The 25,460-nt window shown below is 72.2% G+C and carries 27 protein-coding genes and 1 tRNA gene; 14 read left to right on the top strand and 14 right to left on the bottom strand.

What is annotated here, in order from left to right; all coding sequences use genetic code 11:
• Nucleotides 1–38: 38 nt before the first annotated feature.
• Nucleotides 39–533, bottom strand: a complete 495-nt coding sequence (locus ABZ848_RS16035) for a PaaI family thioesterase (RefSeq protein WP_360831473.1) — start codon at nucleotides 531–533, stop codon at nucleotides 39–41.
• 107 nt (nucleotides 534–640) lie between these two features.
• Between ABZ848_RS16035 and ABZ848_RS16030 the strand changes: the two genes are divergently transcribed.
• Complete coding sequence (locus ABZ848_RS16030) at nucleotides 641–1,108, top strand: helix-turn-helix domain-containing protein (protein ID WP_360831470.1); 468 nt, start codon at nucleotides 641–643, stop codon at nucleotides 1,106–1,108.
• A gap of 27 nt (nucleotides 1,109–1,135) precedes the next feature.
• Here the strand turns inward: ABZ848_RS16030 and ABZ848_RS16025 are convergent, their stop codons facing one another.
• Both ABZ848_RS16025 and ABZ848_RS16020 read right to left on the bottom strand, forming a co-directional pair.
• Entirely contained in the window at nucleotides 1,136–3,208 is a 2,073-nt protein-coding gene (locus tag ABZ848_RS16025) for a heavy metal translocating P-type ATPase (protein ID WP_360831953.1), read from the bottom strand.
• Nucleotides 3,209–3,378: 170 nt separating this feature from the next.
• Complete coding sequence (locus tag ABZ848_RS16020) at nucleotides 3,379–4,914, bottom strand: LCP family protein (protein WP_360831950.1); 1,536 nt, start codon at nucleotides 4,912–4,914, stop codon at nucleotides 3,379–3,381.
• 347 nt (nucleotides 4,915–5,261) lie between these two features.
• Between ABZ848_RS16020 and ABZ848_RS16015 the strand changes: the two genes are divergently transcribed.
• Nucleotides 5,262–5,474 (top strand): twin-arginine translocase TatA/TatE family subunit, encoded by a 213-nt coding sequence (locus tag ABZ848_RS16015; protein ID WP_360831467.1) that lies wholly within the window; start codon nucleotides 5,262–5,264, stop codon nucleotides 5,472–5,474.
• Nucleotides 5,475–5,489: 15 nt separating this feature from the next.
• Here the strand turns inward: ABZ848_RS16015 and tatA are convergent, their stop codons facing one another.
• On the bottom strand, nucleotides 5,490–5,699 hold the full coding sequence (gene tatA / locus ABZ848_RS16010; protein ID WP_360831464.1) for a Sec-independent protein translocase subunit TatA: 210 nt from the start codon (nucleotides 5,697–5,699) through the stop codon (nucleotides 5,490–5,492).
• A 135-nt stretch (nucleotides 5,700–5,834) separates the two neighbouring features.
• Here tatA and ABZ848_RS16005 point away from each other — a divergent pair, with 135 nt between their 5' ends.
• Together ABZ848_RS16005 and ABZ848_RS16000 are read left to right on the top strand one after the other, a co-directional pair.
• Nucleotides 5,835–6,224 (top strand): BlaI/MecI/CopY family transcriptional regulator, encoded by a 390-nt coding sequence (locus ABZ848_RS16005; RefSeq protein WP_360831461.1) that lies wholly within the window; start codon nucleotides 5,835–5,837, stop codon nucleotides 6,222–6,224.
• 6 nt (nucleotides 6,225–6,230) lie between these two features.
• Nucleotides 6,231–7,163 (top strand): M56 family metallopeptidase, encoded by a 933-nt coding sequence (locus ABZ848_RS16000; RefSeq protein WP_360831458.1) that lies wholly within the window; start codon nucleotides 6,231–6,233, stop codon nucleotides 7,161–7,163.
• A 163-nt stretch (nucleotides 7,164–7,326) separates the two neighbouring features.
• Here ABZ848_RS16000 and ABZ848_RS15995 read toward each other — a convergent pair whose 3' ends face one another.
• Nucleotides 7,327–7,872 carry a hypothetical protein gene (locus ABZ848_RS15995; RefSeq protein WP_360831455.1) on the bottom strand — a complete coding sequence of 182 codons (546 nt, stop codon included), beginning with the start codon at nucleotides 7,870–7,872 and terminating at the stop codon, nucleotides 7,327–7,329.
• A 238-nt stretch (nucleotides 7,873–8,110) separates the two neighbouring features.
• Between ABZ848_RS15995 and ABZ848_RS15990 the strand changes: the two genes are divergently transcribed.
• The 4 genes from ABZ848_RS15990 (at nucleotide 8,111) to ABZ848_RS15975 (ending at nucleotide 10,734) form a co-directional block, all read left to right on the top strand.
• Nucleotides 8,111–8,341, top strand: coding sequence for a hypothetical protein (locus tag ABZ848_RS15990; protein ID WP_360831948.1), 231 nt, complete (start codon nucleotides 8,111–8,113; stop codon nucleotides 8,339–8,341).
• 27 nt (nucleotides 8,342–8,368) lie between these two features.
• A complete protein-coding gene (locus tag ABZ848_RS15985; protein ID WP_360831452.1) occupies nucleotides 8,369–9,544 on the top strand; it encodes an SPFH domain-containing protein in 1,176 nt (391 codons plus the stop codon).
• Between the two features lie 118 nt (nucleotides 9,545–9,662).
• Nucleotides 9,663–10,439 carry a DinB family protein gene (locus ABZ848_RS15980; RefSeq protein ID WP_360831449.1) on the top strand — a complete coding sequence of 259 codons (777 nt, stop codon included), beginning with the start codon at nucleotides 9,663–9,665 and terminating at the stop codon, nucleotides 10,437–10,439.
• Between the two features lie 4 nt (nucleotides 10,440–10,443).
• Complete coding sequence (locus ABZ848_RS15975; protein ID WP_360831447.1) at nucleotides 10,444–10,734, top strand: DUF1905 domain-containing protein; 291 nt, start codon at nucleotides 10,444–10,446, stop codon at nucleotides 10,732–10,734.
• Here ABZ848_RS15975 and ABZ848_RS15970 read toward each other — a convergent pair.
• The gene (locus tag ABZ848_RS15970; protein WP_360831444.1) at nucleotides 10,727–11,950 is read right to left on the bottom strand and encodes a DUF418 domain-containing protein; all 1,224 of its coding nucleotides are present in this window, start codon (nucleotides 11,948–11,950) and stop codon (nucleotides 10,727–10,729) included. The genes ABZ848_RS15975 and ABZ848_RS15970 overlap by 8 nt on opposite strands.
• Before the next feature lie 172 nt (nucleotides 11,951–12,122).
• Between ABZ848_RS15970 and ABZ848_RS15965 the strand changes: the two genes are divergently transcribed.
• Together ABZ848_RS15965 and ABZ848_RS15960 are read left to right on the top strand one after the other, a co-directional pair.
• On the top strand, nucleotides 12,123–12,788 hold the full coding sequence (locus ABZ848_RS15965) for a response regulator transcription factor (RefSeq protein ID WP_360831945.1): 666 nt from the start codon (nucleotides 12,123–12,125) through the stop codon (nucleotides 12,786–12,788).
• A gap of 79 nt (nucleotides 12,789–12,867) precedes the next feature.
• Nucleotides 12,868–14,007, top strand: a complete 1,140-nt coding sequence (locus tag ABZ848_RS15960) for a histidine kinase (RefSeq protein ID WP_360831441.1) — start codon at nucleotides 12,868–12,870, stop codon at nucleotides 14,005–14,007.
• A 104-nt stretch (nucleotides 14,008–14,111) separates the two neighbouring features.
• On the opposite strand, the gene ABZ848_RS15955 is transcribed toward ABZ848_RS15960, so the two are convergent.
• The gene (locus tag ABZ848_RS15955) at nucleotides 14,112–14,471 is read right to left on the bottom strand and encodes a metalloregulator ArsR/SmtB family transcription factor (RefSeq protein WP_242761761.1); all 360 of its coding nucleotides are present in this window, start codon (nucleotides 14,469–14,471) and stop codon (nucleotides 14,112–14,114) included.
• A gap of 285 nt (nucleotides 14,472–14,756) precedes the next feature.
• Here ABZ848_RS15955 and ABZ848_RS15950 point away from each other — a divergent pair, with 285 nt between their 5' ends.
• Complete coding sequence (locus ABZ848_RS15950) at nucleotides 14,757–16,097, top strand: MFS transporter (RefSeq protein ID WP_360831438.1); 1,341 nt, start codon at nucleotides 14,757–14,759, stop codon at nucleotides 16,095–16,097.
• Nucleotides 16,098–16,311: 214 nt separating this feature from the next.
• Here ABZ848_RS15950 and ABZ848_RS15945 read toward each other — a convergent pair whose 3' ends face one another.
• The gene (locus ABZ848_RS15945; RefSeq protein ID WP_360831435.1) at nucleotides 16,312–17,496 is read right to left on the bottom strand and encodes an FAD-dependent oxidoreductase; all 1,185 of its coding nucleotides are present in this window, start codon (nucleotides 17,494–17,496) and stop codon (nucleotides 16,312–16,314) included.
• A gap of 66 nt (nucleotides 17,497–17,562) precedes the next feature.
• Nucleotides 17,563–18,174, bottom strand: a complete 612-nt coding sequence (locus tag ABZ848_RS15940) for a hypothetical protein (RefSeq protein ID WP_360831432.1) — start codon at nucleotides 18,172–18,174, stop codon at nucleotides 17,563–17,565.
• 119 nt (nucleotides 18,175–18,293) lie between these two features.
• Here ABZ848_RS15940 and ABZ848_RS15935 point away from each other — a divergent pair, with 119 nt between their 5' ends.
• Together ABZ848_RS15935 and ABZ848_RS15930 are read left to right on the top strand one after the other, a co-directional pair.
• Nucleotides 18,294–18,476 carry a hypothetical protein gene (locus ABZ848_RS15935; RefSeq protein WP_360831429.1) on the top strand — a complete coding sequence of 61 codons (183 nt, stop codon included), beginning with the start codon at nucleotides 18,294–18,296 and terminating at the stop codon, nucleotides 18,474–18,476.
• Nucleotides 18,477–18,570: 94 nt separating this feature from the next.
• The gene (locus ABZ848_RS15930) at nucleotides 18,571–19,542 is read left to right on the top strand and encodes an NAD(P)-dependent alcohol dehydrogenase (protein WP_360831426.1); all 972 of its coding nucleotides are present in this window, start codon (nucleotides 18,571–18,573) and stop codon (nucleotides 19,540–19,542) included.
• An 89-nt stretch (nucleotides 19,543–19,631) separates the two neighbouring features.
• Here the strand turns inward: ABZ848_RS15930 and ABZ848_RS15925 are convergent, their stop codons facing one another.
• Complete coding sequence (locus tag ABZ848_RS15925) at nucleotides 19,632–20,651, bottom strand: DUF6454 family protein (RefSeq protein ID WP_360831423.1); 1,020 nt, start codon at nucleotides 20,649–20,651, stop codon at nucleotides 19,632–19,634.
• A gap of 143 nt (nucleotides 20,652–20,794) precedes the next feature.
• Nucleotides 20,795–20,983, bottom strand: a complete 189-nt coding sequence (locus ABZ848_RS15920; RefSeq protein ID WP_360831420.1) for a hypothetical protein — start codon at nucleotides 20,981–20,983, stop codon at nucleotides 20,795–20,797.
• 303 nt (nucleotides 20,984–21,286) lie between these two features.
• Here ABZ848_RS15920 and ABZ848_RS15915 point away from each other — a divergent pair, with 303 nt between their 5' ends.
• The gene (locus ABZ848_RS15915) at nucleotides 21,287–22,438 is read left to right on the top strand and encodes a hypothetical protein (protein ID WP_360831417.1); all 1,152 of its coding nucleotides are present in this window, start codon (nucleotides 21,287–21,289) and stop codon (nucleotides 22,436–22,438) included.
• A 9-nt stretch (nucleotides 22,439–22,447) separates the two neighbouring features.
• Here ABZ848_RS15915 and lysA read toward each other — a convergent pair whose 3' ends face one another.
• The 3 genes from lysA to ABZ848_RS15900 form a co-directional block, all read right to left on the bottom strand.
• A complete protein-coding gene (lysA, locus tag ABZ848_RS15910; protein ID WP_360831414.1) occupies nucleotides 22,448–23,734 on the bottom strand; it encodes a diaminopimelate decarboxylase in 1,287 nt (428 codons plus the stop codon).
• 221 nt (nucleotides 23,735–23,955) lie between these two features.
• A tRNA-Pro gene (locus ABZ848_RS15905) sits at nucleotides 23,956–24,029 on the bottom strand.
• Nucleotides 24,030–24,127: 98 nt separating this feature from the next.
• The gene (locus ABZ848_RS15900) at nucleotides 24,128–25,390 is read right to left on the bottom strand and encodes an MFS transporter (protein ID WP_360831943.1); all 1,263 of its coding nucleotides are present in this window, start codon (nucleotides 25,388–25,390) and stop codon (nucleotides 24,128–24,130) included.
• Nucleotides 25,391–25,460: the final 70 nt, after the last annotated feature.

The raw sequence follows: 25,460 nt of genomic DNA, 5'->3' as shown, positions 1-25,460 counted from the left end.
CCGGGGGGCGGCGGGGCTGATTGAATCCGCGGCCGGGCTCAGGCGGCCGGGATCGGGAACAGCATGCAGGTGCTGGTGGCGTGGGCGAGGAGGCGGTCGGACTCGTCGAGCAGCCGCGCCTCCGCGAGGGCGGTACGCCGGCCGCTGCTCAGGACGCTGCCCACGGCACGGACCTTGCCCATGTCGGCCGTGACCGGGCGGAGGAACTTCACGGCCAGGTCCAGCGAGGTGTAGCCCATGCCCTGCGGCAGGGTCGACTGGACCGCGCAGCCGGCCGCCGAGTCGAGCATCGTCGCGTAGATCCCGCCGTGCACGCTGCCGATGGGGTTGTAGTGCTCCTCCCCCGGCGTCAGCGAGAACACCGCGTGCCCGTGGTCGACCTCGTCGAGGTCCATGCCGAGCGTGGCGGCGATGGGCGGGGCGGGCAGCCTGCCGGCCAGGATCTCGCGGAGGAAGTCCAGGCCCGAGCCCTGTCCGACGGCGGACGCCGAGATCGAGGGGTCCTGCCAGTCGTACGTACGAGACCGTCCCATGCGCCCGCGCTTCCTTCCGTGGCATCCTGGCTATGTTTTTCGAAGCTAGCCCGAGCGGAAGCTGACTGTCAATGACAGAGCCAGGTGGCCGTCCCTACGATGACGGCATGAAGTGGCTGGAGATGAGCACCGAGAACTGCACGGTCCAGCGCACACTCGACCTCGTCGGCGAGAAGTGGACGCTGCTGATCCTGCGGGACGCCTTCAACGGGGTGCGCCGCTTCGACGATCTGCGCCGGCATGTGGGGCTCTCGGAGGCGGTCCTCGCCGACCGGCTGCGCAAGCTGGTCGCGGCCGGGATCCTGAAGACCGTCCCCTACCAGGAGGAGGGCAGCCGGACCCGGCAGGAGTACCGGCTGACCGGCAAGGGCCGCGATCTGTGGCCGGTCATCGTGGCGCTGCGGCAGTGGGGCGAGACGTACGTGGGCAGTCCCGAGGGGCCGATCCTGGACATCCGGCACAGCGACTGCGGGTCGGCGGTGCGGGTCGTGGTCGAGTGCGCGGAGGAGCACGCGGCGCTCTCCCCGCGGGAGGTAACGGTACGGCCGGGGCCGGGGGCGCGGCCGCGGGATTGAGGGCCGTGCAGGCCGGGGTTCGCGGGGTCAGGCCCTGAGGGCCGCCGCGCGCGTCCAGGCCGCTTCCCGCAGCAGCCGCAGCCCGTTGAGGCCGACGATCACCGTCGAACCTTCGTGCCCGGCCACGCCGAGCGGCAGGGGCAGGGTGCCGGCGAGGTCCCAGGCGACGAGGCCGGCGATGAACACCCCGGCGACGACGAGGTTCTGCACGACCAGGCGCCGGGCGCGGCGGGAGAGGGCGATCACGGCGGGCACGGTGGCGAGCTCGTCGCGCACGATCACGGCGTCGGCGGTCTCCAACGCCAGGTCGGACCCCGCCCGGCCCATGGCGACGCCGGTGTGCGCGGCGGCGAGGGCGGGCGCGTCGTTGACCCCGTCCCCGACGACGAGCACCCTGCGCCCGGCCCGCTCCAGCTCCGCCACCGCGCCCACCTTGTCCTCGGGCAGCAACCCGGCCCGCACATCCTCGATCCCGGCCTCGGCGGCCAGGTGCGCGGCGGCACGGGGGTTGTCGCCGGTGAGCAGTACAGGGGTACGTCCGGTGAGCGCGCCGAGGGAGGACACGGTGACGGCGGCACCCGACCGCAACCGGTCGGCAAGCCCGAGGACTCCGACGGGAACACCGTCGACCACGACGAGGACGGCGGTACGACCGGCCTGCTCCAACTCGGCGACGAGGTCGGCCACTTGTCCGGTGCCGGCGGCGAGGGCGGACCGTTGCACGATGTCGGCGGCGGCGACCGCTCGCCCGGTGGGGTCAGCGAAAGCGGGCGCTTGAGCAGCATCGTCGGCGAAGGAGGCCGCCCGGCCGGTGGCGTCGGCGAAGGCGGGCGCTTGTCCGGTGGCGGCCCCGAGCGCGGCTCCCTGCGCGGTGTCGGCGGTGAGGAGTCGCGTCGGTGCTCCGACCGACACCCGGCAGCCGTCCACCGTCGCCGTCACCCCCACACCGGGCGTGGACTCGAAGTCCCGTGCCTGCGGCACCGGCAGGCCCCGATCCTGAGCCGCCGCGACCACGGCCCGTGCCAGGGGATGCTCGCTGGCACGCTCGGCCGCCGCCGCCAGGATCGTCAACTCCCGCTCCCCCACGCCGGATCCGGGCAGCGGTCGTACGTCCGTCACCCTCGGGACGCCCTCCGTCAGCGTGCCGGTCTTGTCCAGGGCCACCGCGTCGACCTGGCCCAGCCGCTCCATCACCACCGCCGACTTGACGAGCACCCCGTGCCGGCCGGCGTTGGCGATGGCCGAAAGGAGCGGGGGCATGGTGGCGAGCACGACCGCGCAGGGTGAGGCCACGATCATGAAGGTCATCGCGCGGAGCAGGGAGGCCGTCAGCTCGCCCCCGAACAGAAGCGGGACCGCGAACACCGCCGGCGTCGCCGCCACCATGCCCAGTGAGTAACGCTGTTCGACCTTCTCGATGAACAGCTGCGTCGGCGCCTTGGTCTCCGACGCCTCCTCGACCATGCGCACGATCCGGGCGATCACCGAGTCGGAGGCGTCCCGTTCGACGCGGACCCGCAGCGCGCCCGTGCCGTTGACGGTTCCCGCGAACACCTCGTCGCCGGACTCCTTGGCGACGGGCAGCGGCTCGCCGGTGATGGTCGCCTGGTCGACCTCGCTCGCCCCGTCCAGCACCCTCCCGTCGGCACCGACGCGCTCTCCCGGTCGTACGAGAATCGTGTCGCCGACCGTCAACTCCTCGACCGGCACGGCCTGTTCGGTGCCGTCGGGGCCGAGCCGGCTCGCCGTGGCCGGGGCCAGGTCGAGCAGGCCGCGCACCGAGTCGGCGGTCCGGGCCGTGGCCAGCGCCTCCAGGGCACCCGAGGTCGCGAAGATGACGATGAGCAGGGCGCCGTCCATGACCTGCCCGATGGCGGCGGCACCGAGCGCGGCGACGACCATGAGGAGGTCGACGTCCAGGGTTCGGCCGGCGAGAGCTTTCAGGCCCTCCCAACCCGGCTCCCAGCCTCCGGTGACGTACGCGAGCGCGTACAGCGGTCCCCAGAGCCAGGCGGACTGGCCGGTGAGCTGGAGCGGCAGCGCGAGCAGGAAGCAGGCGGTGGCCGCGGCGGCCCAGCGCACCTCGGGGAGGGCGAGCATCCGGGTGCGGCGACGGGGCGCACGGGCACTGTCGGCGGGTGCGGAGGGGTCGGTGAGGGGTGGGGTGAGCGTCGAGGTCACCGGTTCACCATACAGGAACACATGAAGACTCATTCATCTCTTCATTGGTCCATGGCCGCCCAGGAGGTGTCGCGCGTTCTTGGTTCTCCTTAGGGCGCCGAGTCCTTCTTGCTGCTCGCCGCCGCGTACGCCTGCGCCGGGGTCATCGCCACGCCGTTGATCTGCACGGTCTTGTACGGGCTGACCTTCGCGCAGGTCTTGGCCTTGTCGGCGGTCTGGGCATGGGCGTCGGAGACCGCCGCGTGGGTGTCGGCGGGCGCTGCCGACGAGGTGCCCGAGGAGCCGAACGTCGTACCGCTCGGCCAGTCGGAGCCGATGACGAGGGTGATGCCGCTGCTGCTGCCCTGGGTGAGATGGGAGGCGGGCAGGCCGAGGGCGGCGGCCGCCGTCTGCGCCTCGGCCTTCTCGCCGGGGCCGTAGGTGAGCTTGGTGGTGGTCGCCGACTCCGGGGCGTTGCCGGGGGTGGTGCCCGAGCCGAAGCCCTTGGCCAGCAGGGCGTCGGCGACGACCGAGGCACGGCCGGCGGTCGTGGTGCCGTTCTCGACCTTGACGTCGACCGCGGAGGGCGCGACGGTGGCCGTCGCCGAGGCGGACGGGGACGCGGAGGACTTCTTGCCGCTGCCCGAGGTGAGGGACTGGTCATTGGCGATGGCGGCGAACAGCGCCTTCGCGGCGGCCGCGGGGACGACCCGGTTGGCGTTGGTGGGGTCGGCGCCGGTCTGCATCGTGGTGAACGTCATCCGCTTCGACGGCACCTTGTTCAGGTCGGTCGCGAGATCGACGAGCTTGCTCACACTGCCCAGGCCGGTGTCCACGGTCAGCGCCTTGGTGGCCGCGTCGGCGAGGGAGTACACCTTGGCGGGGTTCGCGAGCGTGCCCGCGCTCTTGAACTTGCGGATCATGGCGCTGAGGAACAGATGCTGGGAGACGGTACGGCCCAGGTCGCTGCCGTCGCCGAAGCCGTGCCGGGAGCGGACGAACTCCAGGGCCGCGTCGCCCTTGAGGGTGTGGGTGCCCTTGGCGAGCTTGAGGTGGGAGTAGGTGTCGTAGACGTTGTCGCTGACGCACACCGAGACGCCGCCCACCGCGTCGGACATCTTGACCACGCCGGAGAAGTCGAGCATCACGAAGTGGTCGATGGTGATGCCGGTGAGCTCGTGGACGGTCTTGACCTGGCAGGCGGGGCCGTACTGGAGGGCACTGTTGATCTGGCCGTAGTAGCCGGCCGTGGACTGCTTGGTGTCCGGGTCGGTACAGGCGGGGACCTGGGTCATGGTGTCGCGCGGCACACTCATCACGGTGGCGTTCGAGCGGTCGGCGGAGACGTGCACCACCATCTCGACGTCGGCGTTGTGGCCGACGGTCGACGTCGCCGAGCCGCAGCCGCCGCCGAGCTTGCAGTCGGCCGCGTTGTTCCGGCCGTCGGAGCCGATGACCAGGATGTTGATCGGGGTCCGGCCGAAGGCGTCGGCCTTCTCCTTGCCGCCGGCGCCGTCGTCGATCGCGACGCTCTTGATGTTGCCGTTGAGGTGCTCGTAGAGCCACAGCCCGCCGCCCGCGGTGACGAGGATCAGCGCGGAGACGGTGAACAGGGCTATGCGGGCGATCCGTTTGCGGCGGGCCACCGGCTTGGCGCGGCGTCCGCCCCCGCGGCGCCCCTTGGAGCGTGCCGCTTGGCGGGCCGCCGCCCGGCCGCCCGGCGCGGGAGGGGGCGGTGCGTCGTCCGTCGCACGCTGACGTGGCACTCCGGCCCTGCGATCACGTGTGGTCGCAGGGCCGCGGGTCTCACCCCAGGGGTCGCTCAACTCCCACTCCCTACGCTGTGGCCGACGCCAACCATCGGCGCGACGGCGCACCACTCGGGTTGGATGATTGCGCAATATAGCAACTGACGTACTTGTCGAACGATCACACCTCGGGAGAGACTTCTACAGCGCTGTAGATCACTGGTTCCCGGGAGAAAGCAGACCTGATGTTCGGCCTGAGCGAGCTCGCCCTGATCCTTCTCGTCGTCGTGGTCGTCCTGGGCGTCAAGAAGCTGCCGGAACTGACCCGCTCGGCGGGCAAGGCGACCCGGATCTTCAAGAGCGAGGCCAGGGCGCTCAGGGACCAGGACCCGCCCGGTGCCGAGAAGGTGATCCCCGGCACTGTCGTCGAGCGGGACGAGCCCTCGCCGCGCTTCTGATCCCTTCCGCCCGGCTCAGCCGGTGACGGTGCCCTCGGTGCGGGGCTCCACGACGGGGGCCTCCGTGCCGCCCTCGTCCTTCATGGCCTTCGCCTCGCTCTTGAGGATGCGCATGGACCTGCCCAGCGCGCGTGCGGTGTCCGGCAGCTTCTTCGAGCCGAACAGCACGATGATGACGATCGCCACGATCAGCAGGTGCCAGGGTTCCAGTCCGTTGCGCAGCATCCCGCCCGCCCCTTCCGATTCGCCGGACGGCGCTGCCCGCGGGATGCGGAGGGCCGCCCTCGATGATTGCTACATTGCGCAACTGTACAACCAGGGGAAGACGGTCACCGACAACGCCCTCTATACGATGGGCGCATGGCGAAACCGGATCCGCGCCCCCAGCGCCGTGCGCAGGGCGAGTTGGAGACGCAGGTACTCGGTGCCCTGCGGAAGGCCGACGTCCCGGTGACCGCGGCCTGGGTACAGGAGCGGCTGGGCGGCGGGCTCGCGTACACGACCGTGATGACGGTGTTGAGCCGGCTGCTGGACAAGCAGGCGGTCACCCGGAAGCGGGCGGGGCGTTCGTTCGTCTGGTCGGCGGCCGCGGACGAGGCCGGTCTCGCCGCGCTGAAGATGCACAAGGTGCTGGACCGCGAGCGGGACCGCCGGGCGGTGCTGGCCCGTTTCATCACCGCGCTGCCGGAGGGCGACGAGCAGTTGCTGCGGGATCTGCTGGACCGGGCGGCCGACGAGCCGGCGGACTGAGTCCCCGTGGGCGTCTTCGTCTTCCTTCCGCTCGTCCTGCCGTTGACCGCGTGGCCGATCTCCCGGCTGGCCACCCAGCACCTTCATCCGCGCACCGCCACAAGGCTGTTGAGCGGCCTGGCCGCGGTCATGGCGGTGTGCAGCACTATGTGCCTGGGCCTGCTGATGGTGGTCGGCACCGCCCAACTGCCCGGCAATCCCCTGCCGGACGGCTGGTCGGACCCCGAGGTGCGGCAGAGCGTGCCGCACGACGAGATCGCGGGGAAGCTCGCAATCCCCTTGCTCCTGGCGGTCGTTGCGGCTTGCGGCCGGGTGCTGTGGCACCACTGGCGCGTCCGGCGGCAGGCGCACGCGGCCCTCGCCGGCCTGCGCGACACCGCGGTCGCGGTCCTCCCCGACGCCACGCCCTACGCGTACGCCCTGCCCGGCGGCCGCCGCGAACGGATCGTGGTCTCCACCGCCCTGCTCGACCGCCTGGAGCCGCGCGAGCGCCGCGCCCTGTTCGCCCACGAACGGGCCCATCTCGCCGCCCGGCACCACCGCCACCTGCTGATCGTCCAACTCGCCGCCCGCGCCAACCCGTTCCTGCTGCCGCTGCGCACGGCCGTCTCGTACGTCACCGAGCGCTGGGCCGACGAGGAGGCCGCCCAGCGCGTCGGCAGCCGCCGGACCGTCGCCCGGGCCATCGGCAGGGCGGCCCTGATCTCGCGCGCCGCCCCGGCACCGACGCTCGCCGCCCTCGCGGCCCCCGGCCCGCTCCCCCGCCGCGTCGCCGCCCTGCTGGGCCCACCGCCCACGGCACACCCCTGGCCGCCGCTGTTCACCACCGTGGGCCTCGCCCTGTGGAGCGCCACGGCGGGCACCGCCCTGTCCGCGATGTTCTCGGCGAACTCCGCGGTGACCCTGCTGCTCCTGCTGCACGCCGCAACACCCTTGTAGGGGTACGGCGTCGAAGCTCGGCGGCGTCGGGTCCAAGCGGGCCTCGGGAAGTCGGCTGCGGTTCGGCCACGCCCTCAAGGGGCGCTGGGGGAGGAACTGTGCGACCAGCCGCGACGGTGCCGCAGCCGAACGACGGCCCGTCGCCGCACTTCCCGCGGAACGCTCAGCGGCCCCGTTCCGGCGTGCGCGGTTCGTCGAGCCGGCTCAGCAGGAACGGCACCATGCCGCGCTCCAGCAGCGCGAGTTCCCAGGCCTCCCGCGCCCGTACGTCCGCGTCGGCCCGGTCGCGGGCCCCGGCGGTGAGGAACCAGGCCGCGTCGCCGACGGCCGCGCCGGCCGCCATCGCGCCGACGATCAGCCCCGCCGTGATCAGGCCCTCACCGATGTAGGGCCGGCCGTCCAGCGTGCACATGCTGAAGCCGAGGACCAGGAAGAAGGCCGCGGTGACGGCGGGCACACCGGGCACGAGCATCGCCCGTACGGACAGGAACCGGCAGGTGTCCCGGTCGGCACCGGCGCGGTGGTCGACGCCCGCCGCCGCGGCGATGGCGGCCCGCGCCTGGAGCGCCTGGGCGCGCAGCCGCTCGCGGGCGGGCGTCCCGCCGGAGCGCTCCAGCGCCTCCTTGACCTGCCCGGAGTGCAGGGCCCGCTCCAGGACCTGCTCGAACGCGGCACCGGCGGCGGTCCCCGCTTCGTCAGGTTCCGGCATCTGTCTCCCCCGATGGACGAAGGCCGCGGGCGGCCGGAGCCGGTCGCGCCCATGTGACCTGTGTGGGCTGGCGAGTGTAATGGTTGTCCGCTTGCGCAAGCATGCGGGTCTCATGTTCGATTTCGTCGGCGGTCCGGCGAACCGGTCGGCCTGGCTGGATCGTCCCTGGTGTTAGGCCCCTGCTACTGGTGGGTCTATCGTCGGAAACATGGGCCAACGCGTGGGAGGTCGGCCGGTGATACCGCAGGACGAGGCCGTGATCGGCTGCACGGGCAAGGTTCTCGTCGGAACCCGGGGAGCAGCCGGTCCCGGCGAGATTCTGGTGCGCGTCAGAGGCGGTTCCGAGACCTTCATCGCGTGGTCCGAGGATCCCCTGCCGACGGGGGCGACGGTACTCGTGATCGAGTCACGTGGATGTCGTGAGGTCGGCGTCATCGAGTGGGTGGATCCACTTGCCGCGCTCGGCTGAGTGCCGAGGCAGATTAGGAGAAGCAGAATGTTCGGTTACCGCGTTCCCGCTCCCGACGAGGCGATGCTGATCTCGGGTGGGCGGCGGGGACTGGGGGGCGCGCCGTTCCGGGTGGTGACGGGCCACGGCAAGTTCGTGATCCCGTTCTTCCGCAAGACCCGCTTCCTGACCCTGTCGATGAACGAGGCCGAGGTCACGGAGACCTGTGTCACCCGGCAGGGCATCTCACTGAGCGTCCGCGCGGTGATCGCCTTCAAGGTCGGCAACGACACCGAGAGCATCATCAACGCAGGTCAGCGCTTCCTCTCCGACCAGGAGCAGATGTCGGTCCTGACGGGGCGCATCTTCGCCGGCCACCTGCGCGCGATCATCGGCTCGATGACGGTCGAGGAGATCGTCACCGAGCGGCAGAAGCTCGCCGCGGAGGTGCTGGACACCTCCAAGACGGAGATGGCGAAGATCGGTCTGATCGTGGACTCGCTGCAGATCCAGTCGATCGACGACGGGGACGCCGGCTACATCGACGCGATGTCCGCGCCGCACCGGGCGGCCATCCAGCGGCAGGCCCAGATCGCGCAGGCGCAGGCCACCCAGACCGCGGCGGAGGCCCAGCAGGAGGCGGCCCGCAAGCAGGCGGAGTACGAGCGGCAGACCGCCGTCGTCAAGGCGGAGTACTCGGCCGAGGTGGACCGCGCCCAGGCGCAGGCCGCGCAGGCCGGGCCGCTGGCGCAGGCGCACGCCCAGCAGGAGGTGCTCGCCGCGCAGACCGAACTGGCCCAGAAGCAGGCCAGGTTGCGCCAGGAGCAGCTGGTCGCGGAGATCGTGAAGCCGGCTGAGGCGGAGGCCGAGCGGATCCGGCTGCTCGCCCAGGCGGACGCGCAGCGGATGAAGATCCAGGCCGAGGCGGCGGCGTCGTACGACCGGGTCGCGCTCGACCGGATGCTGATCGACCAGCTCCCGCAGATCGTGAAGGAGGCCGCGGGCGGCCTCTCCGGCGCCAATGTCAACGTCCTCAACGGCGCGGACGGCCTCGGTGAGATCGCGGCCGGTCTGGTCTCGCAGGGCCTGACGATCCTGGACTCGGTCCGGGCGAACCTGAACGGCGGGGACGCCGAGAACCGGCCGCCGGCCGGCAACGGTGTCCTGGAGCTGCGCGCGAAGGACGACCGCAAGCCGGGCGACGGCCCGGTCGACGTCGACTGACCCCGAAGCCTCTCGGGCCCTGGACCCGGGACCGGACGCCGTGTCCGGTCCCGGGTTTTCCGTTGCGCGTGTGACGACTGTTCCTGTGAGCGGGCGCCCCGGCCCTACGCTGACTGCCATGGGCGAGAGTGACTTCACGGATCTGCGCGGTGCGGAGTTCGAGCGCGCCGACATGACGGGGGCGCGCTTCACCACGGTGATCCTGAACCGGGCCTCGCTGCGGGACTGTGCCCTCCAGGGGGTCAGGATGCGCGGTGTCGAGATCGCCGGAACCACCATCGACGGCGAGGTCGAGAGCCTGGTCGTCAACGGCGTCGACGTGGCACCGCTGGTGGAGGCCGAGCTGGACCGCCGCCACCCCGACCGCCCCCGGTTCCGGCCGACCACCGCGGAGGGCTTCCGCGAGGCCTGGGCGCTGAACGAGCGGCTGTGGGCGACGACCGTCGAGCGGGCCCGCCGGCTGGCCCCGGAGCTGCTGCACGAGTCGGTCGACGGCGAGTGGTCGTTCGTCCAGACCCTGCGCCACCTCGCGTTCGCGACGCAGGCCTGGATCGAGCGGGGCATCCTGGGCGACCCCGCCCCCTGGCATCCGCTGTCCCTGCCCTGGGACCAGATGGACCCCCGCCCGGGCGTCCCGCACGACCGCGAGGCCCGCCCCTCCCTCGACGAGGCGCTGGCCCTGCGCCTGACGGCGATGGGGACGGTACGCCGGGTCGTCGCCGAACTCACCGACGAGCAGCTCGACTTGGTGACCGAACCGCTGGAGGGCCCCGGCTGGCCGGACGAGGGCGCGAGCTTCCCCGTACGGCAGTGTCTGCTGGTCGTGCTCAACGAGGAGTGGTGGCACCGTATGTACGCCGAGCGCGACCTGGCCGTACTCGAAGGAAGGGGCTGAGACCGTGGAACTCACCTTCACCGGCAGGGTGATCGAGTGGCGCGGGCCGGCGCCGTACTACTTCGTGCCCGTGCCCGACCAGGAGTCCGCGGACATCCGCGAGGTGGCGGCGATGGCCACGTACGGCTGGGGTGTGATCCCGGTCGAGGCTCGCATCGGCGAACTCGCCTTCGCCACCTCGCTGTTCCCCAAGGACGGGGGCTATCTGCTGCCCCTGAAGAACGCGGTACGAACACCGCAGGGGCTTTCGGCGGGGGACGACGTGGCGGTGCGGATGACGGTACGGCTCACCTGACCAGGCGCGCGGGCCGGGTGGCGGTGTGCAGGAGGTACTCCAGCGGGCCCCGGCGGAAGTGCCGGGTCCAGGCCGTCGCGAACACCATGGCGGTCAGGGAGAACAGCAGCAGGGACAGCAGGGCCGGGCCCGTCGCGTCCTCCATGCCCACGACCCGGATGGCGAGGATGTGCAGGACGTAGGCGGTCAGGGCGGTCATGCCGACCGCGGTGACCGGGGTGGCCAGGCGCAGCAGGCGGGGCACTTGGGTGGCCGCGCCGCATGCCGCCACGACGACGAGCGCCACTCCCGTGTTGCCGAGGATCGAGAAGGTGGTCTGGCTGTGCGGCGCGGCCACCAGCAGCCAGTCGGCGGGGGTGCCGTCGCTGATGTCGCCCACGGTGTCCGACCACCAGGCGGCGCCGGCCGAGCCGCCGTCCGTGGCGGCCGCGACCGTGGTGAGGGCGTGCGGGACCAGGTGCAGGGCCAGCCAGGAGCCGCCGTAGCCGAGCAGGGCCAACGCACCGCCTGTGCCGGAGAGTTGGGCGAGGGTACGGCGCCGGGTGAGGTCGAGGCGGGCCAGCGCCATGCCCGCGACCATGAACGGCATCCAGGTGAGCACCGGGTACTCGCCCGTGAACAGCAGCTCCATGAAGCCGTTCGTGCCGCTGACGCGGGCCAGCGGATCAGCCGAGACCACGGCGTCCGCCCAGTCGCCGCCCTCGACGGACTGCCGTACCAGGTACAGCACTTGGGGCAGGAGCAGGGCGCCCGCGGCGGCGATGCAGGCGAGGGTCCGCGCCCTCAGCCGGTACAGCGGGAGGACGAGGAGGAAGAGGAGGCCGTAGAAGGAGAGGATCACGTCGACGTCGGTGTCCAGGGTGGTCAGGGCGAAGCCCAGGGCCATCAGGACGAGCGCGCGGATCACGATCCGGGCCGCCGCCTGCCGGCCCGCGCGTCCCGTGCGCGGGTGCGGGCGGCCGGTGATGAGGACCAGCGAGAACCCGGCCAGCAGCGCGAACAGGGCCGAGGCACGGCCGCGCGGCAGCTCTAGGAGGAAGCCGAGCGGGCCGCCGACGGTGGGATCGGGGCCGACGTGGGCGGCGTACATGCCGAGGACCGCGAGGCCGCGCGCCAGGTCGATGCCGACGAGACGGCCGGCCGACGGCGGGCGGGGGCGCTGGGCTGGTCGGTCCGGGGTCGGGAGGGCGAGCGTCGGCGTCGCTTCTTGCGTCATGGTCCCCAGCCTCGGGGCCGGTGGAGCCGGGGCCCATCCGGCGGGTGACGGGTGTTGCCCCCGCCGACCGGCGGGGCGCGCGCCGCGGGTGCGGGGCGCCCCGGGGAACCGGTCGGGGGTGCGGGGCGTCGTAGCGGTTTCAGCGGTGGTCCGGTCGCGAACGGAGCACATGATGATCCGGGTTCTGGTGGTCGACGACGAGGCCATGATCCGCACGGGTTTCCGGCACATCCTCGACGCCGCGGACGACATCCAGGTCGTGGCGGCGGTGCACGGCGGGCAGGCGGTGCGGACCGCGCGGGAGGCGCGGCCGGACGTGGTGCTGCTCGACATCCGGATGCCGGACGTGGACGGACTGACCGTGCTGGCGGAGCTGCGCCGGATGACCGAGCCGCCGGTGGTGGCGATGCTGACGACCTTCGACATGGACGAGTACGTGGCGGCGGCGCTGCGGTCCGGGGCCGCCGGTTTCCTGCTCAAGGACACGGATCCCGAGCAACTGCCGTATCTCATACGTTCCCTGGCCGACGGCGGGGTCGTGTTGTCGGCCAAGGTCACCCGTACCGTCGTCGACGGCTATCTGGACGCCGGTCCCCACAATCCGGCCGCCCTCGCGGTCGACGGCCTGACCGACCGCGAGCGGGACGTCCTCGTCCTGGTGGCCGAGGGGCTGTCCAACTCCGGTATCGCCGCCCGGATGCACCTCAGCTCGGCGACGGTCAAGGACCACGTCAGCGCCATCCTCACCAAGCTGGAGGTGGGCGGCCGGGTGCAAGCGGCACTGCTCGCCGAGCGGGCGGGGCTGCTCAGGCCGTCGCGGGGCGAGGGGGACGGATGACTGCCCGGGGGCGGGGGGGGAGCGCGTGGCCGCGCGGGGCGGGGCTGAGCGCATGGCTGACCGGGGCCAAGGTGGGCGCATGGGCGCCCTGGGCCGCGAAGGCCTCCTGATCGCCCGGCGTCCGCCCGCCGTCGTCCTCGACGTCGCGGTCGTCCTGGCGGCCCTGATGGACGTGAAGGTCCATGTGCACACGCACGACGAAGTGGCGTTCGCCGTCGCCCTGTTGGCCGCTTTCGCGCTCGTCCTGCGGCGGCGGCACCCGCTGCTCACCTATCTGCTCGCGTTCCCGGCCACGCTCGTCACGGACGCGGTGTTCGCCACCCTGGCCGCGCTGTACACGCTGGCCTCGCTGAGCCGTCGGCGCGTGCTGCTGGCGGGCTGCGCGCTGGCGTTCGCCGCGGGCGACACCACCCAATGGTCGTGGCCGGCACCGGAGTTCGCCGACCTGACGGATCCCAGGGCGCTGATCAAGGTGACCTACAGCCTGGCCACGGCCGCCGCGCCCGTCTTCCTCGGGCAGCTGGTCCAGGCCCGGCGCGAGCTCGCGCTGCGGCTCGCGGAGATCACTCAAGCCCGGGAGAGCGAACGGCAGTTGCTGGCACAGAGCGTGCTGGCGAAGGAACGCGCCCAACTGGCCCGCGAGATGCACGACGTCGTCTCCCACCAGGTCAGCCTGATCGCGGTGCGGGCCGGTGCACTCCAAGTGGGCACGCAAGACCCGGAGACCAAGAAGGCCGCGGCCGACATCCGGCGACTCGCGGTGCAGACGCTGGACGAACTGCGGCACATGGTCGGCGTCCTGCGCGCCGCGGGCAGCCGCCCCACCGAACTCACCCCGCAGCCCTCGCTCACCGGCCTCCCGCAACTGGTCGACGGCAGCGGCATCGAGGCCGACCTCGACACCGACCTGCCCGAGGACCTCCCACCGGCGGCGCAGCGCGCCGTCTACCGCACGGTCCAGGAGGCACTGACCAACGCCCGCAAGCACGCGCCCGGCGCCAAGGCGACGATCCGTATCGGCCACACGGACGGCACCGTGACCGCCGTGGTGACCAACTCGGCCCCCGCCAGCCCCGCCCTCCCCCTCCCCGGCGCCCACCACGGCCTGGCCGGCCTGCGCCAACGCGCGGAGCTGCTCGGCGGGTCAGTCACGGCGGGGCCGACGGCCGACGGGGGTTACGAGCTGCGGCTGGAACTGCCGGTCGAGGAAGCGACCTGAGACCGGCAGACCGGCTCCAACCCACCCCGCCCCAGGTGCACTTGGCCCGAGCGCCCGGAGTGGACCCACGCACAGGCCGCCTTCGGAAATCCGCGAGGACCCCGTCAGTCGTGCGGCGCCTGCCCGCTCACCCGGTGGTCCGCGTGGCTGAGCGCCTCGACGACCAGACGGCGCAGATGGCCGTCGCTGAGCCGGTAGTAGATGTGCCGCCCCTCCCGGCGGGTGTCCACCAACCCGGCGAGCCGCAGCTTCCCGAGGTGCTGGCTGACCGCCGTGCGCGAGGCCTCGCACCGCTCCGTGAGCGAACCGACGTCCGACTCGCCCTGCGCCAGCAGCCACAGCAGATGCAGCCGGGTCGCGTCCGAGAGCATCGCGAACACCCCGGTCGCCTCGGCGAGCCGTGCACTGTCCGGGGCCCGCAGATGCGCACCGGCCGCAGGTGAGATGGCGTTGCTTTCGGGCATGGGGCCAGCCTAGAGCCACCGGGGTGGGGTGGGCGGCCCTCGTCCGTGGCCCGGCGATTCCGGCGCGGTGATTCCGGCCCGGTGATTCCGGTCCGGCATTTCCAGCCATCATGTGCGCAGGTGCGCACATGATGGCTACACTCGGAGGACGGCGAGTCGATGCCGAGTCGACCGCCCCGCCGTGACCCCACGGTCACCCTGTCCGCCCGTCCGCCCGTCCGCTCGCCCGTCCGCCCGTCCGCCCGCTCGTCCGCCTGTCCGCCTGTCCGCCCGGGAGTCGCCCCCATGCTCGCCATCCTGCGCGACCGGACCTACCGCCACCTCTTCGCCGCCCAGGTCATCGCTCTGGTCGGCACCGGGCTTGCGACGGTCGCGCTCGGGCTCCTCGCGTACGACATCGCGGGCGCCGACGCCGGTTCGGTGCTCGGCACCGCGCTCGCGATCAAGATGGTGGCGTACGTGGTGATCGCCCCGGCCGTCGGTGCGGTCGCCGACCGGCTGCCGCGCCGCGCGCTCATGGTCGCCGCCGATCTGACCCGGGCCGGGGTCGCGCTGTTCCTGCCGTTCGTGGACCAGGTGTGGCAGGTCTACGTCCTGGTGTTCCTGCTCCAGTCCGCCTCGGCCGCGTTCACGCCGACCTTCCAGGCGGTCCTGCCCGACGTACTGCCGAAGGAACGCGACTACACGCAGGCGCTGTCCATGTCCCGCCTCGCCTACGACCTGGAGAGCCTCTTCTCCCCCGCGCTGGCGGCCGCGCTGCTGTCGGTGATCACGTACAACTGGCTGTTCACCGGCACGGTGCTGGGCTTTCTCGGCTCGGCGGCGCTCGTGCTCTCCGCGGTGCTGCCGAAGCCGGCCGCCGCCACGGCTCCACGCCCCACCGGCGCCTACGCCAGGGCGACGGCCGGCACCCGTCTCTTCCTCACCCTCCCGCAGCTGGGCGCCCTCCTCGCCCTGAACCTCGCGGTCGCCGCCGCGAGCGCCATGGTGACCGTCAACTCCGTCGTGTACGTACGGGACTTCCTGGGCCTGTCGGCGGGTGCCGTACCGCTCGCGCTCGGCGCGTACGGCGCGGGCTCGATGGCCGTGGCCCTGCTGCTGCCCCGCGTCCTCGACCGGGTTCCGGACCGGACGGTGATGGTGCGCGGTGCGCTGCTGCTGGCCGTGGTGTTCGCCGGGCTCGGTGCCGTCACGGCGGCGCGGAGCGGGAGTTGGCGGCTGCCCGCGCTGCTGGTGGTGTGGGCGGCGTTCGGTGCCGCGTGTTCGATGGTGCTGACGCCGACCGGCCGGCTGATCCGCCGCTCGGCACCGGCCGAGGAGCGCACGGCGGCGTTCGCGGCCCAGTTCTCGCTGTCGCACGGCTGCTGGCTGCTGACGTATCCGCTGGCCGGATGGGTGGGTGCGGAGGCGGGACTGCAGACGGCCGTCGGCTGCCTGGGCGGGATCGCGCTGGTCTCCTCTCTGCTGGCCGTGCGGCTGTGGCGGGTGCCGGTGGCCGCCGTGGAGCACGAGCACAGGGATCTCCACGCCGGCCACCCCCACCTGACCGGCGCCACGCGGGTGGGGGCGGGCTGGCGGCACAGCCACGTCGCGTACGGCGACACACTGCACGCGGCTCATTCCTGAACGGCGGCCACGCGTGCGGGACTTGCGCGGCGGCCAACCGCGCGGGACTTGAACGGCGTACCCCCGGGCGGGTCGTGAGCGGCGCCCACCCGGACGCGCGCCGCCCCCGCCCTCCCCCGAATCGCCCCCACCCTGGCACGCGCCGCATCCGCTCCAGCCGGATCGCCGCTCCCCGCACCCGTCCTCCCCGAATCGCCGCCGCCCCGATCCGGACCTACCTGGCCGCGACCCGCCCCGCCAGCGCCTTCGCCAGCCGCGGTGCAGCGAAGGCCGTTCCGCAGGTGAACCTCAGCAGTGGGCCGAAGGTGGCCGCCGCCTGGATGCCGGTGAAGTAGAGGCCGGGTACGGAGGACTGGAGGCCCGCGTCGAGGTGCGGGGAGCCTCCGGTGCGGGTGAGTGCGGCGCGCAGTTCGGGGGCGAGGAAGTCCATCCCGTCGATACGGACCCGGTAGCCGGTCGCGGCCAGGACGTGCTCCGCCTCCAGTGACCGGGTCCGTCCTTCCGCGTCCCTGGTGGTCAGGAGGACACCGCCCTCCTGTCGCCGCGCGTCGGTGATGTGCTCCCCCAGCCGCACGGGGACCACCCCGTCGAGCCGCGGCTTCAGCCACCACGCCCCGAACGGGCCCAGTACCCGCTTCACCAGCCGCAACCGCGTCCCCGTCGGCAGGAAGCGGAACGCGGCGGCCTGGTGGACGACTCCGTACAGCCCCCAGGACCGGCCCAGCGGAGTGTCCGGCTGCCAGTGCGGCGGCGGAGTCGGAGCCGCGCCGAACACCAACTTCCCTGTTCGCGCAAGCAGTTGGACCCGCGCCCCGGACTCGTGCAGCAGCGCCGCGCTCTCCTGCGCCGACTGCCCCGCGCCCACCACGACCACCTCGCGCCCGGCGAAGACCTTGAGGTCGGCGTGGTGCGAGGTGTGCGAAACGAGCCCCTCGGGCACGAACCCGGCCAGCGGCTCCGGGACATGCGCGAAGCCGTCCATGCCGCTGGCCACGACCACGGCCGCCGCCCGCAGCTCCTCGCCCGAGGCGAGCTTGAGGTGGAACCCGTCGGCCTGCCGGTCGACGACGAGGACGCGGACCCGTTCCACCTCGGGCACCAACTCCTCGGCGAACCACTGCCCGTAGCGCACGAACATCCCGACGGGCACCGGCTCGTGCCCGGTCAGCCGGGGCTCGCCCGCCCGCCGGGCGTAGTCGTCCAGCGTGAACCCCGGACGCGGTGCGGACAGCATCGACGCGCTCGGCGGTGACTTCAGCAGCATGCCCGCGGGCATGTTCCCGGCCCAGCTCACCATCGGCGAGCCGAACACCCGGACACTCAGGCCGCGCGCCTTCAGATGCGCGGCGGTGGACAGGCCGTACGGGCCCGCCCCGATGACGACAACGGTCTCGGACATGAATTCCCCCTGGCGCGGGGCCGTTCGGGCAGCCCGCGCTCCGGTGTGGTGTGGATGGTCAGGACTTCAGATGCACACCGAAAGCCGCCGCGAGCGCGGCAGCGGGGAGAAGGCGGGCGGCCCCCGCCGGACGACCGCGTCCGCGAGGAGGGCCGGACGGGGAACTCCGGGCACGGGCCCGGCATGTGCGTGCCGCCCACCACGACGGGCCACACTCACATCGACCGGCGCACGGACCGGGGTGAACAGCCTGTGCAGCACCTCGCGCAGATGCAGCCACTTGCGTCCCGCCACGTACAGCACGCGTCGGCGACAGTTGTCCACGCCGCGCAGTAGCACCGCGGACAGCACGGTCAGCAGCACATGGCCGACGACGACCGGCCAGCCGGCGTGCACGGAGGACGGCCACAGGGCGTGCGGTGGCACGGGGATCGCGTCGTCGGCCCGTACGAACCAGTAGCCGACGCCCACCTGCGCGGTGGTCGCGAGCGCCAACTGCCGTACCAGCGGCTTGTCGTGGCCCGCGCCGGGCAGCGCGAGGCCGAAGAGCACGAGGGCCGCGAGACCCCGTACCAGCAGTGAAGGGCTGGAGTCGAAGGCCAGATGATGCACCGTGGCCGCAACCGCCGTACCCAGCAGGGAGAACAGCCCCGCCCGGGCGGCCGCCACCGGCACCACGCGCGGCCTCCGGCCACGGTGGCGCACACGGGACACATGCACCGAACCCCCCATACTCCACCCATGATGGGGCGCGGACCGCACCCGTGTCACCACCGCATCCGGCCCACGGTCACGACATGGTCCGCTTCCACTCCCGTGGCTCGCTGGGTTTCCAGTTCGCGGACGCGTTCACGCTCAGAGGCTTGGTGGCTGCTGTCACTGCTGCACGCGCGCACCTACCGGGCGGCCTCGTGCCGGAACAGCAGGTTCTGGAGGGCCAGTTGGTGGCCATGGCGCTGGACACCCTGACCGGATCCTGACCAGCCGCCCGTCAGCCTCTGGCCAACGGCGCGGTCGGTGAAGACCATCCTGAGGAGAGCACCCCCGACACGGCCGCGGTGAGGGAGAGCCCCGATGAAGGCCATCGTCCAGGACGCCTACGGCAACGCCGACCGTCTGCAGCTGCGGGACATCGACCCGCCGGTCCCCCGCGACGAGGACGTGCTCGTGCGGGTGCGGGCGGCCGGCGTCGACCCGAGCGTCTGGCATCTCATGACCGGGCGGCCGTACTTCGCCCGCCTCAACCGGCAGATCGGCCTGCGCAAACCCGCCCACCGCGTGCGCGGCTGGGACGCGGCCGGAGTGGTCGAGGCGGTCGGCGCGCGGGTGACCTCCTTCAAGCCCGGGGACGAGGTCTTCGGCCAGTGCGACGGCTCCTTCGCCGAGTTCGCCTGCGGCAAGGCAGAACAACTCGCCCCCAAACCGGCGGGCCTCGGCTTCGAGCAGGCCGCCGCCCTCCCCGTCTCCGCCGTGACCGCCCTCCAAGGGCTGGACCTGGCCCGCCCGAAGCCCGGCCAGGAGGTACTGGTGATCGGCGCCTCCGGCGGCGTGGGCACGTACGCCGTCCAGCTGGCCGTGCACTACGGTGCCCGGGTCACCGGCGTGTGCGGACCCACCGGCGCCGAACTGGTCCGCTCCCTCGGCGCCGACGACGTCATCGACTACACGCGCGAGGACATCACCGACCGGCCCGTCCGCTACGACTTCGTCCTGGACTCCGCCGGCAACCGCCCCCTCTCCCGGCTGCGCCGCGTTCTCGCCCCGCGCGGGACCGTCGTGTTCGTCGGCGGCGAGGACGGCGGCCCGATCCTCGGCGGCACGGACCGCTGGATCCGCGGCCTGGTCCTGTCCGCCTTCGTCGGCCAGAAACTGCGCCCGGTCATCGCGGTGACGCGGCAACAGGACCTGCTCAGGCTGACCGAACTCGTCGCGGCGGGGGCCGTGACTCCCGTCATCGACCGCACCTATCCACTGACGGAAGCGGTCACCGCGGTACGGCATCTGGAGTCGGGGCATCCGCGCGGGAAGCTGGTCATCACCGTCTGAGAGCAGCTCTCGGCGCCGATCGGCGCCGCCACCGCCCGGCCGGGTGGTGTCGCGCACGGTCGGGCCCGTCGCCGTACCTGGTGTCGGCGTCAGCCGGCCGGGGTCACCGTCGCCTGGTAGGTCAGGATCTCGGTGCCGTTGCCCTCGTCGCCGTTGTCGGGGGCGGCCCACATGGTGAGCTTGTCGCCGTCGGCGGACAGCTTGAGCGGGTTGCGGGTGGCCACGTGGCCGGCGGTCGACCACTGCTGGAAGGGCACGTCGCGCAGGACCTGGTGGGTGCGCAGGTCGATGAGGCCCATGCCGCCGAGTTCGTAGACGGCGCTCGTGCCGCCCGCGGCCGTGGTCTGGGGCAGGTTCGTGACGCCGCCGCAGAGCATCTTGCGGTCCGGGACGTACTGGCAGTCCTGGTAGTCGATGAAGTAGTCGGGGTTGTCCCACTCGGCGACCAGCCGCCCGCGCGCGTTCCACTCGTAGAAGTGGCGCGAGCCCCAGTTGTTGCCGATCAGGTCACCGGTGACCTTGTCGCGGACGATGCCGCCGATGTGGTCCTTGACCTCGAACTCCTTGTGGACGCCCAGGGTCTTGAGGTCGATGCGGTAGATGACGGCGCTGCTGTTCGGCCGGTACTGGGCCACCGGCACCCACACCGAGCTGCCGTCGGAGTCGATGCCGCCCGGGTGGTACATGTCGCCCTCGCCGAGGACGATGTCCCGCTGGAGCTTCCCGTCCTCGTCCATCACGAACACATGGCCGATGCCGCGCCCGGGCGTGCGGTCGTAACCGCCCACCGGCGTGGGGTACTTCTGCGTGGGTTCGATGATCTGCACCGCGGACAGGAAGATGTGACCGCCCGCCCGGACCATGCCCTCGGTGTGGTACGTGGTGAAGTCGAGCTTGAGCTTGCCGGTGAGCTGCCAGGCGGTGTTGCGGTCGACCGCCTCGAAGTCGCGGGCGAGAGCGCCGTCCGGCCGGGTCGTCTTCGCGACGGTACTCGTCGCCGGCGAGGCCGTGTGCTGCGCCGAGTTGGCCGCCACTGCCACGCCTCCGGCGGCGAGACACGCGGAAAGTGCCGCGGCGGCGGCGATACGACCGGTAGCCATGATCTTCATGTGCACCCCTGCGGTTCCTTGGACCCCCGAGAACGGGGTGACGCTACGAGGCCCAGGTGAATCCACAGGCCAATGGCAGACGACGCACATCCGAATGACCGGTCAAGGATTCAGCATCACGTCCATGCGGGCGAAGCCATGGGTCACCAGCTGGTCCCGGAAGGCGGGCGGGCCCGCGAGGGACATGCGCGGGGGCGGGAGTCCGTCAGCGCCGCGCCGGGCGCGCAGTCGGCGAGGAGTATGGCCATCAGCCCCGCCACGAACCGCACCCCGGGCTGCCCGGCCGGCACCACGCGGTCCCGGCGTGCCCGCCGGCCGGCCTCCTGTTCCACCGAACCCCCTCCCGGAGCCGCCGGGTTGGGTGCTCCCGCTGCTCAGCCTGAACTCGTGGAGTCCGATGAGTCGATCGCCTGGGGGCACACTGCTGCTGCTTCAACTTCCGCTGGCGTCCTCGGAACGAACGGCTCTCCGCTCCCGAAGCCACGGCGAAGCGACACGCAGCTGGTAGTGGCGCTCTGGGGCCCGTCGCCAACTCCACTTCCAGCTGGGACACTTGACGGTTCGAAGGCCTGTCGTGATCCGTAAGCAGACTGGATACTGGACGCGGGGCGGCCCAGGGAACCGGGGGAGGCAGCATGGCTGGACGTTCGCGGGCGCAATGGGGGCTGGTACGGGAGAAGGCGTTGCTGATCAGCGCGCTGCTGCTCATCTCCGGAAGCTGGCTGTGGCTGGCGACGCTCCACCAGGCCGGGCCCAACGGTTCGACGGCGAACCAGTACCTGAACCTCCTCGGCAACACCCTGGTCCAGGCCGGCGCGGTGGCCCTGATCCTCGACCTGATCAACCTCAAGCGGTACGCGACCCAGGAGCTGGTCGCCGCCCTGCTCTCCAGCGACGGATATCTGAGTCAGCTCAGCAGCCTGGAGCAGGAACGTCACCTCAAGCGCGCGGTCCGGGCCCGCTTCCCCAACGACGGTGGTGTGTCCCAGGCCGTGGACTGGCTGGTGGCGACGCTCGCCGCGCCACCGCGCAGCAGCTACCGGGCGGAGATCGAACTCTCGGACGAGCCGGCGCAGGAACGGTTCGCCGACTCCGCGCCGCCGCTGCCGGACAGCGTGCTGCGGATCAAGGCGTCCTTCACCTACCGCACCGACGCCAACACCTCCAGCCGCCCGGTACGGATCAACGGCGACGGCGTCATCCACTCCCAGCTGATCCCCATCCCGGCGAACACCGAACTCACCCGGCGCTTCCGAGCCGGGGTGCTGTCCACGGAGGAGTGCCTGATCTGGGTACGGCACGTGCTGCAGCCCAGCATCAAGGTGGTCCTGCCCAGCCACGCCGTACCCCTGCGGATCGAACCCGACCTCGGCGGCATCTCGCTCAGCGACAGCTCCAACGGCACGCTCTGGCTGGAGTTCGACGTGACCTGCCAGCAGATGCTGATGCAGCCCGGCGAACAGGCCTGGGTCACCTACACACACCGGCAGTTGTGCAACCGGCACGACAACTACGTATGGCGCTCGTCCGCCCGTACGTACGACTTCTCGTTCCGGGCGATCGGCTTCCAGGACTACCAGCTCATGCCGATCGCCAACCTGGCCTCGCAGTCGACGGTCAGCCAGCTCAACCTGCTCAACGACGAGATCCGCTGCTCCGGGATGATCCTGCCCGAGTCGATGTTCGCCTTCGCGTGGAGTCCCTGGTCCGAGGGCCTCAACGGCGTGCGGCAGTCGGTCGACGGGCGAACCGGTGAGCCGCCCCAGCCCGATCCCGATCCCGTCTGACGCGGTGGATCAGCCCTCCGAGGCGTACAGGTCGCGCCAGTCCTCGCGCGGGCGTGCGACTCGCGAGGTGCCGCCCTCCACGACGATCTCCGGTGGACGCCGGTTGGTGTTGTAGTTGGAGGCCATGACCATCCCGTACGCCCCCGCGTCCAGGAAGGCGACCAGGTCACCGGGGACGAGGTCGGGCAGTTGCGCGTCCTGGGAGAACGTGTCGGTCGACTCGCACACCGGGCCGACCACCTCGGTCGGCCCCGCCGAGGGCGCTTCCCGCACGGGCACGATGCGATGGGCCGACGTGCGGTAGAGGGCGGGGCGGATGAAGTGGTGCATCCCCGTGTCCAGGACCAGCATCCGGCGACCGGGCCGGTGCTTGCGGTACAGCACCTTGGCCACCAGCACGCCCGCCGGGCCGGCGACCGACCGGCCAGGCTCCAGGAACAGGTCGAGGTCATCGCGCCCGGACAGCAGCGGAGCCAGCGCGGCCGCGAACTCCTCCGGCCCCGGCACACTCTCCCCGCCGTGGTCGATGGGGAATCCGCCCCCGATGTCCAGCCGCCGGAACCCGGCCAGGCCCGCCTGCTGCCCGTACTCCAGCACGTCCAGCAGCACTTCGGTGGCCCGCACCATCCCCGCCGGTTCCGGCACCTGCGAGCCCACATGCATGTGCACGCCCAGCGGTTCCAGATCCGGGTACCGCCCGCCCGCGAAGCCGTCCACCAACTCCCGTGCCTCGTCGGCCGGAACCCCGAACTTCGCCCGCGCGCTCCCGGTCTGCATGGGCGCCAGCGTCGCCACCGTCACCGCGGGATTGATCCGCAGCCCCACCCGCACCCGGCGCCCCGCGCCCCGCGCGATCCGCTGCAGCGCGTCCAGCTCATCGGCCGACTCCACATTGACGAGCACCCCGTGGCGGGCGGCCAGCAGCAGCTCCTCGTCCGTCTTCCCCACGCCCGCGAACGTCGTGCGCGCCGGGTCCCCGCCCGCGTCCAGCACACGGCTCAGCTCGCCGCCGCTCACCACGTCGAAGCCCGACCCCAGCCTTGCGAACCTGCTCAGGATCGCCTGGTTCGAGTTGGCCTTCACGGAGTACGAGACGCTCCCGCCCAGCGACGCGAACGCCTCCCGGACCCGGACCAGGTTCGTCACCATGGCGTCCAGCGAGTAGACATACGCGGGAGTACCGACCCCGGCCACGACCCGGTCGAGCGGCAGCCCGTCCAGGCACAGGACGCCGTCGATGTATCGCACCGGCGTGGGCGTGGTGCAGTCCCGTGAAAGGGTGGGTGATACGTCCATCGGAGACCCTTCTCCCCTGGCAGTGCGGGCAGAGCAGCAGCTCATCGATCTGTTCGTGACACTACGCCACATCGCATGGAGCGATGCACAGTTGCCCCTCTACCCAGCCGTCACGGTCCATCCACAACCACGTCCGTCCCCGTGCACCCGGCTCACCCCGGAAACGGCCCATGCGAAAAAGGGCCCTCACAGGCATCTGCCTGCGAAGACCCTTCGCACCGTCGGGACGACAGGATTTGAACCTGCGACCCCTTGACCCCCAGTCAAGTGCGCTACCAAGCTGCGCCACGTCCCGGTGCCCTTCTGACCTGGGGTTTCCCCCGGCAGAACGTGCATGGAAACCATACCGCACTCGGGTCGGTGGTCGCGCATCGCTTTATCCGGGGTCGGCCCCTATCCAGGGTTGTCGGCCCGTATCAGGTCGCGTACCGCCGGTATCGAGAGCAGGGCGATCGGGATGGCGAAGCTGATCGCCCCGGCGACGAGCAGGACCTGGTCGGCGCCGAGGGCCGAGGCGGCCGGGCCGGCGAGGGCCTGGCCGACCGGCATCATCGCCAGGGAGCCGGCCACGTCGTACGCGTGGATGCGGTTGAGGACGTCGGGCGGGACCTGCGTCTGCACACTGGTCGCCCACATCACGCCCCAGAACGACATCCCGGCCCCGGCGACGGCCGCTCCGGCCGCCATGACCGGCACGCTCAGGTCCGCGCCGACGGTCGCCGGGAACCCGGCGAACACGAACAGGGACACCGCGCCGGCGCGCAGCATCCGGCGGGGGCGCAGGCGCAGGGCGAGGAAGCCGCCGACGACCGTGCCGGCGCCGAGGGCGGAGTTGATCAGGCCGTAGGCGCGCGGGCCGTGCTGCTGGACGACCTCGGTCGCCACCAGCGGTACGGACGGCCCCCAGACGGCGATCATGTACACGCACCAGACGACGATCACGGCCCAGAGCCAGGTGCGCGCTCTGAACTCCCGCCAGCCTTCGACGAGATCGGCCCGGAAGGTGCCGCCGCCGTGTTCCGGCACACCGCCGCCGGGGACCAGCGGGGCCAGACGCAGCAGCAGGAGGCACAGGGCGCTCACGGCGTACGTGGCGGCGTGGGCCGCGAAGACTCCGCCGGCCGAGGCGAAGCCGACCAGGAGGCCGGCGAGGGCGGGGCCGCCGAGCTGTGCGGCGGACTCGGCTATGCGTATCGCGCCGTTGGCGCCCTGGATGTCGGAGGCGAGCCGGGGCACGGTGCTGGCCACGCCGGGCTGGAAGACGGCGCCCGCCACGCCGTTGACGAAGCCGATGACGCAGATCTCCCAGAGCACGACGTGCCCGCAGTAGAAGAGGGCGGCGGCGAGGGACTGGGTGCCCAGGCGCACCAGGTCGGCGCCGATCATCAGCTTGCGGGTGCTGAAGCGGTCGGCGATGACCCCGCCGAAGACGACGAGACCGGCGAAGGCGACGGACGTGGCGGCCATGGCGAGGCCGACGGCGCCCGCGCCGTATCCGTGCTGGAGCAGGCCCGCGGCGAGGGCGACGGGCAGCATGGTGTCACCGAGCCGGGCGACGGCCCGCGCGACGAAGAACAGCGCGAAGTCCCGCGACCAGACGGGGCGCGCGCCGGCACCCACGCCCGCCGAGTCCTCGCAGCCCCCTGCCGTCCCCACCTTTGCAGACGGCAACGGCGACTGCGGCGACTGCGCTGGCGTACCCGTCACCCCTCCTGCTCCCTCCCCG

This window comes from Streptomyces sp. NPDC047081 (genome assembly GCF_040643775.1).
Taxonomy (GTDB): Bacteria; Actinomycetota; Actinomycetes; order Streptomycetales; family Streptomycetaceae; genus Streptomyces.
Note: the sequence above shows the minus strand (reverse complement) of the source record. Positions and strands in the feature narration are given on the sequence as shown.

Coding starts and splice junctions, on each gene's coding strand:
- ABZ848_RS16035 (WP_360831473.1), bottom strand. CDS start 533: ATGGGACGGTCTCGTACGTACGACTGGCAGGACCCCTCGATCTCGGCG.
- ABZ848_RS16030 (WP_360831470.1), top strand. CDS start 641: ATGAAGTGGCTGGAGATGAGCACCGAGAACTGCACGGTCCAGCGCACA.
- ABZ848_RS16025 (WP_360831953.1), bottom strand. CDS start 3,208: ATGCTCGCCCTCCCCGAGGTGCGCTGGGCCGCCGCGGCCACCGCCTGC.
- ABZ848_RS16015 (WP_360831467.1), top strand. CDS start 5,262: ATGTTCGGCCTGAGCGAGCTCGCCCTGATCCTTCTCGTCGTCGTGGTC.
- tatA (WP_360831464.1), bottom strand. CDS start 5,699: ATGCTGCGCAACGGACTGGAACCCTGGCACCTGCTGATCGTGGCGATC.
- ABZ848_RS16005 (WP_360831461.1), top strand. CDS start 5,835: ATGGCGAAACCGGATCCGCGCCCCCAGCGCCGTGCGCAGGGCGAGTTG.
- ABZ848_RS15995 (WP_360831455.1), bottom strand. CDS start 7,872: ATGCCGGAACCTGACGAAGCGGGGACCGCCGCCGGTGCCGCGTTCGAG.
- ABZ848_RS15985 (WP_360831452.1), top strand. CDS start 8,369: ATGTTCGGTTACCGCGTTCCCGCTCCCGACGAGGCGATGCTGATCTCG.
- ABZ848_RS15980 (WP_360831449.1), top strand. CDS start 9,663: ATGGGCGAGAGTGACTTCACGGATCTGCGCGGTGCGGAGTTCGAGCGC.
- ABZ848_RS15970 (WP_360831444.1), bottom strand. CDS start 11,950: ATGACGCAAGAAGCGACGCCGACGCTCGCCCTCCCGACCCCGGACCGA.
- ABZ848_RS15965 (WP_360831945.1), top strand. CDS start 12,123: ATGATCCGGGTTCTGGTGGTCGACGACGAGGCCATGATCCGCACGGGT.
- ABZ848_RS15960 (WP_360831441.1), top strand. CDS start 12,868: ATGGGCGCCCTGGGCCGCGAAGGCCTCCTGATCGCCCGGCGTCCGCCC.
- ABZ848_RS15955 (WP_242761761.1), bottom strand. CDS start 14,471: ATGCCCGAAAGCAACGCCATCTCACCTGCGGCCGGTGCGCATCTGCGG.
- ABZ848_RS15950 (WP_360831438.1), top strand. CDS start 14,757: ATGCTCGCCATCCTGCGCGACCGGACCTACCGCCACCTCTTCGCCGCC.
- ABZ848_RS15945 (WP_360831435.1), bottom strand. CDS start 17,496: ATGTCCGAGACCGTTGTCGTCATCGGGGCGGGCCCGTACGGCCTGTCC.
- ABZ848_RS15935 (WP_360831429.1), top strand. CDS start 18,294: ATGGTCCGCTTCCACTCCCGTGGCTCGCTGGGTTTCCAGTTCGCGGAC.
- ABZ848_RS15930 (WP_360831426.1), top strand. CDS start 18,571: ATGAAGGCCATCGTCCAGGACGCCTACGGCAACGCCGACCGTCTGCAG.
- ABZ848_RS15925 (WP_360831423.1), bottom strand. CDS start 20,651: ATGAAGATCATGGCTACCGGTCGTATCGCCGCCGCCGCGGCACTTTCC.
- ABZ848_RS15915 (WP_360831417.1), top strand. CDS start 21,287: ATGGCTGGACGTTCGCGGGCGCAATGGGGGCTGGTACGGGAGAAGGCG.
- lysA (WP_360831414.1), bottom strand. CDS start 23,734: ATGGACGTATCACCCACCCTTTCACGGGACTGCACCACGCCCACGCCG.